Genomic DNA, 11634 nt, shown 5'->3' on the forward strand with positions numbered 1-11634 from the left:
TCAACCAGCCGAACGCGGCAGCCAATTAGGCTAGCTGCAAGCCCACGGCTTTAGCCGTTGGGTAGTTGACTTCCTTCATTATTTTCTTATTTTTCTGTCTACAATTAATATACAAAAACAAGCGATCCATTCCCAGCGGAATGAATCGCTTGTTTTATTCGTTTTATTGTTTTTGGTAGCGCAAGATTGGCTTGCGCGCAGCTGTCGTTTCGTCGAGGCGTTTGACAACGGTCGTATGCGGTGCTTCTTGCACGATTTCTGGATTTTCTTCCGCTTCTTTAGCGATTTGAATCATCGCGTCGATAAACGCGTCTAACGTTTCTTTCGATTCGGTTTCCGTCGGCTCGATCATCATACATTCATCCACAATGAGCGGAAAATATACTGTCGGCGGATGGAAGCCGAAATCCAGCAAACGCTTAGCAATATCGAGCGTGCGGACACCGAGTTTCTTTTGCCGTTTGCCCGACAAGACAAATTCATGCTTGCAATGGCGGTCGTACGGCAACTCGTAATATTCCGCAAGACGGCGCATCATGTAGTTGGCATTTAACACGGCATATTCCGTCACCGCTTTTAAACCATCTGGACCCATGGAGCGAATATACGTGTAAGCGCGGACGTTAATGCCGAAATTGCCGTAGAAAGGTTTCACGCGCCCAATCGCTTGCGGTCGGTCATAGTCCAAATAATAGCCGTTTTCCCCTTTTGAAACGACCGGCTTCGGCAAAAACGGGATAAGGTCCGCTTTCACCCCGACTGGACCGGAGCCTGGGCCGCCTCCGCCGTGCGGACCGGTAAATGTTTTATGCAAGTTGAGATGCACGACATCAAAGCCCATATCTCCCGGTCTTGCCTTGCTTAATACAGCGTTTAAATTAGCGCCGTCATAGTACAACTTTCCGCCAGCTTCATGCACGATCTCGGCCATTTCTAAAATATTTTTCTCAAACAAGCCGAGCGTATTTGGATTTGTAAGCATCAATGCCGCTGTATCCGGGCCAACAACGCGTTTTAAATCTTCTAAGTCCACTAACCCATCTTCTGTCGACTTGACAGTAACGGTTTCAAAGCCGGCTACCGTTGCGGAAGCTGGGTTCGTTCCGTGAGCGGAGTCAGGAACAATCACTTTCGTCCGGTGAAAGTCGCCGTTCGCTTCGTGATACGCGCGAATCATCATCAGCCCTGTCCATTCGCCGTGCGCTCCCGCCGCCGGCTGCAACGTAACGGCGTCCATCCCGGTGATTTCTTTTAAGTGCTCCTGCAGGTCATACATTAATTCTAACGCACCTTGCACCGTTTCCTCAGGCTGAAGCGGATGAATATGAGCAAATCCAGCGAGGCGTGCGACATTTTCATTGATTTTCGGATTGTATTTCATCGTACAAGAACCGAGTGGATAAAAGCCGGAATCGACGCCATGATTCCGTTTGGACAATGCGGTGTAATGGCGCATAATATCGAGCTCCGACACCTCTGGAAGCTCCGGCTCCTCCGTACGAATATAATCGGCCGGTACGACATCTTCGACATGGACAGCTGGAACGTCTAACTCCGGTAAACTATAGCCAATGCGGCCAGGTTTGCTTAATTCAAAAATAAGCGGCTGATCTTTATGCATGACAATCCCCCAATTCTTTCACGAACGTGTCGATTTCTTTTTTTGTTCGCAATTCGGTTACCGCAATTAACATATGATTTTGCAACTCCGGATAATCGCGGCCAACATCATAACCGCCGATGATTCCTTTTTCAAGAAGGCGTTTGTTCACTTCCGCTACCGGTTTTTCGAGACGGACGACAAATTCGTTGAAAAACGGTCCAGGAAACGGTACATGAAATCCGTGTTTGACTAATTCATTTTTCGCGTACTGCGCTTTTTGTATATTCATCGCCGCCATTTCTTTCACACCTTTTTTGCCAAGCGCCGTCATCGCAACAGAAGCAGCGAGCGCGTTTAGCGCTTGGTTCGAGCAAATATTGGACGTTGCTTTATCGCGGCGAATGTGTTGCTCGCGCGCCTGCAATGTCAACACAAAGCCTCGTCGTCCTTCTTCATCGCTCGTCTGTCCGACAAGGCGTCCAGGAATTTTGCGTATTAGTGCTGATTTGACGGCAAAATAGCCGCAATGCGGTCCGCCAAATTGCATTGGAATGCCAAATGGCTGGGCATCGCCGACAACGATATCTGCGCCAAACTGTCCTGGCGGAGTAAGGATGCCAAGAGCAAGTGGATTGCTCGCAACAACGAACATGCTTTTTCCGCTATGGGCGATCGGTTCGATGTCTTTTAGCGGTTCAATTTGTCCGAAAAAGTTTGGATATTGAACAATAACACAAGCAACTTCCTCATCCATTTCCATCTTTAATGCCTCTAAGTCGGTTACGCCATTTTGAAACGGAATTTCTACGACACAAAGCCGCTGTCCTTTTGCGTATGTTTTCACCACATCGCGGTATTCCGGATGAACCGTTTTCGATAGCAATACTTTTTTCTTTTTCGTATGCGCAGCACTTAATAGCATTGCTTCCGCTAGTGCTGTGCCTCCATCGTACATGGAAGAGTTCGCTACATCCATTCCTGTCAATTCACAAATCATCGTTTGAAACTCGAAAATCGCTTGCAGTTCGCCTTGCGAGATTTCCGGCTGATATGGAGTATATGCTGTGTAAAATTCAGAACGTGAAATAACATGATCCACAATCACAGGAATATAATGATCATACACTCCTGCACCTAAAAAGGACGTATATTTTTTCGTATCCGCGTTTTTCTCTGCAAGCGCGGACAGTTCTTTGAACAGTTCCGGCTCCGATTTCGCCTTTTTAATGTTTAACTCGCCGCGAAAGCGTACGCTTTCCGGAATATCCGCAAACAAATCATCAATCGAATCAACGCCAATTACTTTCAACATTTCCCGCTTATCTTCTTCTGTCATCGGCAAATAACGATGAAGCACGTCCATTCTCCCCTTTTTTTTCTTTACTTTGCCCGCTTATAAAACGGAGTTGCGATTACTTTCGCTTTCAAACGTTTACCGCGGATTTCGACTTCTACTTCCGTATCCATCTCGGTAAATTCTGTTTTTATAAGCGCTAGGCCGATATTTTTCTTCAATGTCGGTGATTGCGTTCCAGTCGTGACAAATCCGATTTCTTCTCCATTGGCAAACACTTTATAGCCATGGCGCGGAATGCCTTTGTCAATCATTTCGATCCCGACCAGTTTTCGCGCTGTTCCTTCTTCTTTTTGTTTTTTCAATACATCTTTTCCGATAAAATCGGCATCTTTGTTCGTTTTCACCGCAAATCCAAGACCGGCTTCAATCGGGGTAATGTCTTTCGATAGCTCTTGTCCGTAAAGCGGCAGCGTCGCTTCAAAACGAAGCGTATCGCGCGCACCGAGTCCGCATGGAAGCACTCCTTCTTCTTTCCCTGCTTCTAAAATGGATTCCCAGAGCGCTACGGCATCTTCTCTTCGGCAATAAATTTCAAAACCATCTTCCCCAGTGTAACCGGTACGGGAAACAAGCGCTTTTACGCCGTTAATATTTATATCATCTTGAAACGAGAAAAATTTGATTGCCGATAAATCGGTATTCGTTAATTTTTGTAACACTTGTTCTGCAAGCGGCCCTTGCAAAGCAAGTTGAGCAATTTCCTGAGAAATGTTTACAAGTTCCACATCGCCAAATAAGTGGTCATGCAGCCACTCAAAATCTTTCTCAATATTGGCGGCATTGACAACAAGGAGATAATGGCCATCCGCTTTTTTATAAATTAATAAGTCATCCACCGTTCCGCCATCTTCATAACACATAAGCGAATATTGCACACGGCCGTCTGTCAATTTCGATACATCGTTCGTCATCATTTTTTGCAAAAACGCAAGGCTGTCGTCCCCTTTAACGACAAATTCTCCCATATGTGATACATCGAATAAGCCAGCACGTGTACGCACTGCTTCATGTTCTTCTTTAATGCTGGAAAATTGAACAGGAAGCTCCCATCCGCCAAAATCGATTGTTTTGGCACCATAACGCTCGTAAACAGCAAATAACGGCGTGCGTTTTAGCATTTCTTCCCCTCCTAATTTTTTACATAAACGCAAAAAGGACAGACTCCTCCCTACCATGATGAGTGGAGGCTCTGTCCTGGCACCTGAAAGTTTCCCTATTGTAAAAATAGGTTTCCTCTTTGGTGGTTCACAAGGTCGTGAACACTCTCCAGAGCTGCGTCAAACAAGAGTCTTTTTGCCTGAGAGATTCGCGTTTCCGCTTGCTCCTTCGGCGCTACATTACGTAGTCTCTCCCCTTGTTCTCATCCGCGTCCATATATAATTTTCAAGAAAATGGGCACACTATTAGTAAAAAATCGCAAAATAAATTTTAACTTTCTAACTTTACTATTATACTACCATTAAAAAATGGAAAAGAGCAATAAAAAAATAAAAAAATAACCGAACTTTTTAATGTTATTAAACAACAAAAAACAAATAATATACGTATATTAATAAAAAATATAAATAAAATGTTCGTGAAAATAAAGGAGTTGGATGCAATGATGGACATCGAGATGGATGAAACGTGGAAGGAAGAATTTATCGAACGAATCGAAAAGGACGGGCCTTGGGCGAGCTGGGAAATGTATCAATTAGCGCTCGAGGCTGCTGCGCATTTAAGCGTACCTGAGTTTGACGGTCTGCAAGCGCCAAAACATTTGCCACACTTGACTCCGCTTCCTCATCAGCTTGAAGTTGCAAGGCAAGTCGTCGAAAACATGAATGGAAAAGCGATTCTTGCCGATGAAGTCGGTCTTGGAAAAACCATTGAAGCAGGCCTTATTTTAAAAGAATATATGATCCGCGGATTGGTAAAAAAAGTGCTGATTCTTGTCCCTGCCTCTCTTGTATCGCAATGGGTAAAGGAGCTAAACGAAAAGTTTTTTATTCCTGCCGTGCAACAGAAAAAAAGCTATGTGTGGGAACAATGCGATGTCGTCGTATCCTCGATCGACACGGCAAAAAAAAGCCCGCATCGGGAAATTATTTACAAACAGCAATATGACATGGTCATCATTGATGAAGCGCACAAGCTGAAAAACAATAAAACAAAAAACTATGAGTTTGTTCAAAATTTAAAAAAGAAGTTTTGCTTGCTTCTAACAGCGACGCCGATTCAAAACCGGATTGAAGAAATTTTTAACCTCGTTTCCCTACTAAAGCCCGGTCATTTAGGAAACGCAGAATATTTTGCAAAAACGTACGGAAAAACGCGCTCTTTACAAACAAATGAACATTTAAAAGCACTTATTAATAAAGTCATGATTCGCAACCGCCGCGTTGACACTGGCATCGAATGGTCCAAACGCCACGTAAAAACCGTGCTTATTGAGTTTACGAAAGAGGAACGAGAATTGTATGAGGCGGTACAAGCGTTAAAATATGATGGATCACTGTTATTTGGCAATCAATTTTCACTTATCACCATGCTGCGGGAAGCGTGCAGCAGCCGCGAAGCGCTATTTCTCACCGTAAAAAACATGATGGACAAGTACGAAGGAGAGGTTCCAGATTCTTTCCACAAACTAATGGAAAAAATAAATGCCGTTACAACCAATTCGAAGGCAGAAAAAGCGTTGCAGCTTATTCAATCCATTAATGACAAAGTCATTATTTTTACCGAATACCGGGCGACCCAGCTGTATTTGCAATGGTTTTTAAAGCAGCACGGCATCTCTTCCGTCCCGTTCCGCGGCGGATTTAAACGTGGAAAAAAAGATTGGATGAAAGAGTTATTTAAAAATCATGCGCAAGTTTTTATCGCAACAGAAGCGGGCGGAGAAGGAATTAACTTACAATTTTGCCGCCATGTCATCAACTATGACCTGCCTTGGAACCCAATGCGGCTCGAACAACGAATTGGACGCGTTCACCGGCTCGGCCAAACAAACGATGTGTACATTTACAATTTCGCTGTAAAAAATACAGTGGAAGAACATATTTTAACGCTGTTATATGAAAAAATTCGTCTATTTGAACGGGTAGTTGGCCAATTGGATGACATTTTGGCAAAAATGAACTTCGCGAATTTGGAACATTATTTGCAAGACGCACTCCTGAACTCTCGAAGCGAAGGAGAAATGAAAATTAAAATGGAGAATATTACCGCAATGATTGAGCTAGCAGACCAGCTTGCCAAAGGAGGGGAACAATATGCAGCAACATGAGATCCACCAATTTTTAGAACGATATTTTCGCGCCAATGAATGCGACATTCTCGAAGCAGATGACGAATATATAAAAGTGCAATTGTCGATTGAAATGGATAAAGAGTTAATGAATCGCCCGTTTTATTGGCATTATATTGAGCGAACCGGCGGCACGCCTGCGCCGATGCAACTAACGCTTATTACAAAACAAACGGAGAAAACAAACTCACTAGAAGGAGAACGGCTGCATTTTGGTTCACCTAGATTGCATCAAATTTTCCGCTCCGCGCAAAAACGCGGCGGCTTCATTCGCTTGTATGAGGAAGTAGATACTTACCAGCAATCACACATTCCACTTCATCCTTGGCTTGGATTAAACGTGAAAATTTCTTACCAGTGTGACAGAACGAAAGATCAAATTTTGTCACTCGGATTGCACTTAATCAGCGGAACAATTATCGAGCAATTTCATGACCGATTACAGAAACTGAAGCTTACTCCGAAAATACCTGATTATTGTTTTACGATTTCCCCGCTCATCAAACCAAAAAGCGGTATTGGACGTTTAGAACAATACATTCGTAGACACATCTTTCAAGATGATCACACATGGGCGGAAAAAGCGAAAGAAAGATGGGCAGAAGATTTGGCGCTTCTTGATCATTTTTATGAAGGGATGGAAGAAAAACCAGAATGTTATTATATTGAAAAAGAAGCGCTTGAAGAGCAGTATAAACCAAGAATTATCGTTTCCGTCATTAACGGAGGACTATTTTACTTGCATCCCCGTTCCTAATCGTTCTGTTTTCGCTAACTGCTATTGAAAAAGGAGCGTTTCCGTCATGGGAACGCTCCTTTACGAATGGCGCCGAAATAAGAGACGAAGAGAGATAGGAATCATTCCAAACCAACGGTATAATAGCGGCGGCTTCTCCTGTTTGCGCTGCATCCGCTTTTTCTTGCGCTCTTCTTTCGGCAAATCCATATAGGTTACAAGCTGTTGGGTGACAAACTTTACGTAATCGTTTGTCGACATACATGCCACCCCCTTTTCCATTAGCTTTTCCATTCTTTTTCTACTTTAATCACATTTGCAATCTTTTCGGCCATTTTGCTCCACCGTTCGATTGGTTGTACTGACGCTTATATCTTCTTCTCGATAATAAGGAAGAATAATTTTTCAATTCATCAAAATGAAGTAACGGATAATAATGAATCACAAACCGTTTATCACGAATTATTCTCCGTCCATTCGATAATATCAAGGGATGGAAATAAAACGATAAACGTAGCGCTATAGCGAATTCCTCCATCGGAACGGGCAAAAATCAAAGCTTTTACTTTCGTTTCATCAATTTTTTCCCACTTATAATTTGCTTTGCCAATCGGGTAAACAAAAACACCCTCATTCCCTTGTAAATCGGGAAAAGATGCAATCTGTTTTTTGACATCAAAAACCGCCATTTGCATAATCGAATCGACTTCATACGATTGTTGCTCGTACGCGATTGATTCCATTTCCACCTGATACAATTCGAGCACATGAGAAAATGCTAACAGAAAGAAAAAAGAAACCACGACTGTAATTGGAAAAATCATACCGCTTTGATTTCGCATCACAAACGCCACCTTGCTAAAAAAGTCGAGAAATAAACGCTTCATATGTTTTTCCGTCCGTCGCTCTTACATGAAGAAAAATTCCGTGATTGGTCAATGTATATGTGACATTTTCGACAAATTGCAGCGCCGTTTCATTGCCTGTGCCGTTTACTTGTCTGCGAATCGATGAGCGGTATAGGTCAAAACTGACTTGATCCCCTGTAAATTTTTCTAAATATAGCGTCGTACCATTGCTTTTCCATTGTTTCGATTCATTTAACTCCCTTTTGAGCTGCTGTACAAAAATTTCCCACTCGATACGATGAAATCCATTAACGTTTTCATATTTGAATAAACGCGCATCTAAAAGAAGCGGCAACAATGATGTAATCAGTAAAACGATCAACAAGACGATCAGCATTTCTAAAAAAGTAAACCCATTTTTCGAACCGATCATCGTTTTACATATCCACACCTTTCTGCGCTGCGGTTTGCGTAGTCAGTCCAACGTACGCATACTTTCCACATATCGTTTTCTTCGTAATCCGAATGAATCACAAATGTTGTTCGTCCATCTACTACCGTCATTTCTTTGTGGATATTTTCTTCGTATAATGCCGCATCCAATATTTGTTGCGCCTTTGCTTTTAGAGCAATATTTTGACGCTCCATCATTATTTGTGCAAACAAAGGCAACAATACTGTTGTAATAACGAGCAATAACGCCAAAGCAAAAACCGCTTCCACTAAGGTAAAGCCATTACAGTTTTTGCACATAAAACCTCCCTTTTCCTAGCAAAAATACGATTTTATATGTTCTATCTTTTCTTTTTAACAATAGCGATCCCGCTTTATTGATATTTCCGTTTTCTAAAAAAATGAGCGGCATCGTCAATGTAGTCAGCTGAAATTTCCATTCGCTAGGGATCGATCGTTTTAAAATCGTTTTCTCTGATGTTATTTCCGTGATACGATACTCTGGGTGATTTTCCGAAAACGTAACCGCTACCGATGTTTTATGGGTCATTGCATATTGTTGTGCATACAACAAATCATTGCGGAGCTGTGTAATGATATACATTTCTGTTTTCTGTTTCGCAACGCTGTTTAAAGAAGGGAAAGACACCGCCATCAATACCGTGATGGCGGTTAAAACAAGAAGCATTTCAATAAAGGTGAAGCCATCATTACGCGCCACTTTCACTTACTTCCCCGTTGCTATTAATTTGAATTTTATGTCCATTTGGACAATGGTCTGACTTAATATACTTTCCATCAATAAGCTGCTGTATTGTCGGAATTTGTTTATGTTCCATTTCATATGCCTTCACTTGGGCTTGGACGGTGTTCACAAACGCTTCACATCCTTTGTTATTAATCATTCCATTGTGTTTCGTTATATTTGGAATGACAATAAGCAATAAAATAGAAATAACCATTAATACAATTAACATTTCGATTAACGTAAACCCTTTTTCATTCATTGGCATTTTCCCTCCTATAAATTGTTCATCATCGAAAACATCGGAAGCAAAATCGCTAAATACATGCAAATAACGAGAATGCCCACAAAGGAAAGCAAGATCGGTTGAACGAGTTTCATCGATGTTTCTATACGATCTTCCATTGTTTGAAAAACAATTTCGCTATAATGGCTTAATTCTTTTGCCAATTCTCCGTTTGATTGCCCGTGACGAACGACAAGCGCCAACTCTTGTTCGTAGTACTCACGTGACGCGACAATGGCATCTAACGATATTCCTTTGACAAGCTGTTGTTTCATTCTTTTTCCTTCCTCACGTAAAAAAGGGAGTTTCTCTTGCCGCTCAAATATTTGCAGCGATTCATAAATAGATAAACCACCTTGTAATAAATGGCCTAATTGCATTGCGAACATATGCGTAAAATATAGCTTCGCAAAGGAACGAATAAAAGGGATTTTCATTATTATGTTGATCTGTGTAGGTATTTCGAGTTTTTGAAACCAGCTAATGTATAAAAGAAAACAAGCAATAGCGAAAACACCTAAAACGCCAAACATATTGGGAATGATCGAAACAACTTGAATAAAAATAGAGGTAATGGAAGAAGAAGATAACGATGCGGAAAACTGAAAAAATTGAGGAAGGAGCACATGTTGCACGATCGCTAACATCAATACCATAAAGAAAAGCAAAAATAGCGGATAGCTGCTGGTTTTCCGAAACCTTTGTAAATATTCAGCCTTGTGCAACAACATTTTCCCTGCTTCCGCGATTCCATGTGACAAATCGCCATGTTGTTCGGCAAAAAACAAATAGCCGATTGCTTCCCGATGAAAATGAAGCGGGGCAAGCGATTGATAAAAAGGCAGTCCAGAACGAAGATGAGAAAGACAATGCTGTAAGTCGCGGCGGCGGGAAAGAGGCTGCTGAATTTCTAGAAATTCAATGGCTTGAGATAATGAATACCCTTTTTCAAGCAAGTCTCCAAGCCGTACTAAAAATGCTCCTTGCTGACGCAGCGGCCATTTTCGTTTATTCATTTTCTCCCCCCTAGCCTTTTCCGATGGAATGTCAAGAGGCGATGGCATCCCTCGTTTCTCCACCAAATTCCTTATTTATCAAACTTTTGACACTACCTGTAAAGAAGGTGTGCTGGCAAAAATCCAAGAGCAACTCCTTTCCGAATAACGTGTTGCAGCGTATAGTAGTGATGCGTCTTTTCCTTTGTTTGTACGGATTGAATGGCGTTCGACAAAGCATTCCCATACAGCAGTTCATGGACAGCAGCGCGGCGAATGGGGCGATATTTACGGCAAAATATGGAGCAATGTTCACCGCAAAACGGGCATACTAAGTCCACGAGCCGCTGTGCGACAACGGCGAGCAATGTTTGCTCAATATCTCCAAGCGGAATCCCGAATTCACGCAAACGGTAAATCGCACCAACAGCGTTTTTTGTATGCATGGTCGTAGCAATCAAATGTCCCGTCATTGCTGAGCGTACCGCAATTTTCGCGGTCTCGGCGTCGCGAATTTCGCCGATCATAATCACATCCGGATCATGGCGCAAAACAGCTTTTAAACCGGTTGTATACGTAATTCCCGCTTTCTCATTAATTTGCACTTGCAATATGTTGTCGATTCGCTTTTCAACAGGGTCTTCCAATGTGATGACATTGCGATGCCACTCATATTGACAAATGCGCAATAACGTATATAATGTTGACGTTTTGCCTGATCCAGTTGGTCCTGTAAAAATAATTAATCCTTGGGGCTGCCGAAAAAGGGAAAGTAACGTTTTCGTGGCATTTGCAAATAGAGAAAGTTGTGATCGAGGAATAAAAAAATTCTGCGGAAGAAGCCGGATAACGAGGCTTTCATCATACGATGTCGGTAATGTGGAGAGGCGTAAGTGAATGATTTCTTCCTGATGCCTTGCTTCCATCGCTCCGCTTTGCGGACGGCGGCGTTCGCCAATGTCCATTCCTGCTAAAAATTTAAAATGCGTAATAAGCCGCTCGCACATTTCTTTTGTCAGCGCTTCCTTTTCCATCAGCAATCCATCTAACCGGAAACGCACAATCGCATCGTCTTTGCGCGGAACGATATGAATGTCAGACACATGAAGCAAACTCGCTTCTTTTATGAGACGATCGGCAACATATTCAATTTCATTCATTTGCTCATCCTATTCCCCCTTTCTCCGTTTATGTATTCGACTTGCTTTTTTATTTTCCTGCTTCAAAAATAAAAAAATTTCATGAATATTTAACTCACATTTCGCACCCTCCCAACGAAAATCGGGAGGATTTTTTCGTTCCGATGTCGAATGAATCCTTGA

At 42.3% G+C, this 11634-nt stretch carries 13 protein-coding genes and 1 riboswitch; of the genes, 2 read left to right on the plus strand and 11 right to left on the minus strand.

What is annotated here, in order from left to right; all coding sequences use genetic code 11:
- Nucleotides 1-163 precede the first annotated feature (163 nt).
- From gcvPB to gcvT, 3 genes are read right to left on the minus strand one after another with little or no spacing between them, the layout of a single operon-like run.
- On the minus strand, nt 164-1621 hold the full coding sequence (gene gcvPB, locus DCC82_RS12875) for an aminomethyl-transferring glycine dehydrogenase subunit GcvPB (protein WP_015864472.1): 1458 nt from the start codon (nt 1619-1621) through the stop codon (nt 164-166).
- Complete coding sequence (gene gcvPA / locus DCC82_RS12880; RefSeq protein WP_015864473.1) at nt 1614-2960, minus strand: aminomethyl-transferring glycine dehydrogenase subunit GcvPA; 1347 nt, start codon at nt 2958-2960, stop codon at nt 1614-1616. The genes gcvPB and gcvPA overlap by 8 nt, the downstream gene beginning before the upstream one ends.
- A 23-nt stretch (nt 2961-2983) precedes the next feature.
- Complete coding sequence (gene gcvT, locus DCC82_RS12885) at nt 2984-4078, minus strand: glycine cleavage system aminomethyltransferase GcvT (protein ID WP_097354744.1); 1095 nt, start codon at nt 4076-4078, stop codon at nt 2984-2986.
- 157 nt (nt 4079-4235) lie between these two features.
- Nucleotides 4236-4324: riboswitch (glycine riboswitch) on the minus strand.
- A 236-nt stretch (nt 4325-4560) separates the two neighbouring features.
- Here gcvT and DCC82_RS12895 point away from each other — a divergent pair.
- Together DCC82_RS12895 and DCC82_RS12900 are read left to right on the plus strand one after the other, a co-directional pair.
- Complete coding sequence (locus DCC82_RS12895) at nt 4561-6228, plus strand: DEAD/DEAH box helicase (RefSeq protein ID WP_015864475.1); 1668 nt, start codon at nt 4561-4563, stop codon at nt 6226-6228.
- On the plus strand, nt 6215-7006 hold the full coding sequence (locus tag DCC82_RS12900; RefSeq protein WP_015864476.1) for a YqhG family protein: 792 nt from the start codon (nt 6215-6217) through the stop codon (nt 7004-7006). Before DCC82_RS12895 ends, DCC82_RS12900 begins: the two co-directional genes overlap by 14 nt.
- A 60-nt stretch (nt 7007-7066) precedes the next feature.
- Here the strand turns inward: DCC82_RS12900 and DCC82_RS12905 are convergent, their stop codons facing one another.
- From DCC82_RS12905 to comGA, 8 genes are all read right to left on the minus strand, one after another.
- Complete coding sequence (locus tag DCC82_RS12905; RefSeq protein ID WP_015864477.1) at nt 7067-7246, minus strand: YqzE family protein; 180 nt, start codon at nt 7244-7246, stop codon at nt 7067-7069.
- A 194-nt stretch (nt 7247-7440) separates the two neighbouring features.
- On the minus strand, nt 7441-7827 hold the full coding sequence (gene comGG, locus DCC82_RS12910) for a competence type IV pilus minor pilin ComGG (protein ID WP_062678735.1): 387 nt from the start codon (nt 7825-7827) through the stop codon (nt 7441-7443).
- Between the two features lie 16 nt (nt 7828-7843).
- Nucleotides 7844-8266, minus strand: coding sequence for a competence type IV pilus minor pilin ComGF (gene comGF, locus DCC82_RS12915; protein WP_015864479.1), 423 nt, complete (start codon nt 8264-8266; stop codon nt 7844-7846).
- Complete coding sequence (comGE, locus tag DCC82_RS12920) at nt 8263-8586, minus strand: competence type IV pilus minor pilin ComGE (protein WP_015864480.1); 324 nt, start codon at nt 8584-8586, stop codon at nt 8263-8265. The genes comGF and comGE overlap by 4 nt, the downstream gene beginning before the upstream one ends.
- Entirely contained in the window at nt 8570-9013 is a 444-nt protein-coding gene (comGD, locus tag DCC82_RS12925; RefSeq protein ID WP_062678737.1) for a competence type IV pilus minor pilin ComGD, read from the minus strand. The genes comGE and comGD overlap by 17 nt, the downstream gene beginning before the upstream one ends.
- Nucleotides 8997-9293, minus strand: a complete 297-nt coding sequence (comGC, locus tag DCC82_RS12930; protein WP_015864482.1) for a competence type IV pilus major pilin ComGC — start codon at nt 9291-9293, stop codon at nt 8997-8999. The genes comGD and comGC overlap by 17 nt, the downstream gene beginning before the upstream one ends.
- A 14-nt stretch (nt 9294-9307) precedes the next feature.
- A complete protein-coding gene (gene comGB, locus DCC82_RS12935; protein ID WP_097354745.1) occupies nt 9308-10333 on the minus strand; it encodes a competence type IV pilus assembly protein ComGB in 1026 nt (341 codons plus the stop codon).
- A gap of 92 nt (nt 10334-10425) precedes the next feature.
- Entirely contained in the window at nt 10426-11472 is a 1047-nt protein-coding gene (gene comGA, locus DCC82_RS12940) for a competence type IV pilus ATPase ComGA (RefSeq protein WP_015864484.1), read from the minus strand.
- Between the last annotated feature and the right edge of the window lie 162 nt (nt 11473-11634).

It is taken from the genome of Geobacillus sp. LYN3 (assembly GCF_003064505.1).
GTDB classification, from domain to species: Bacteria; Bacillota; Bacilli; order Bacillales; family Anoxybacillaceae; genus Parageobacillus_B; species Parageobacillus_B toebii.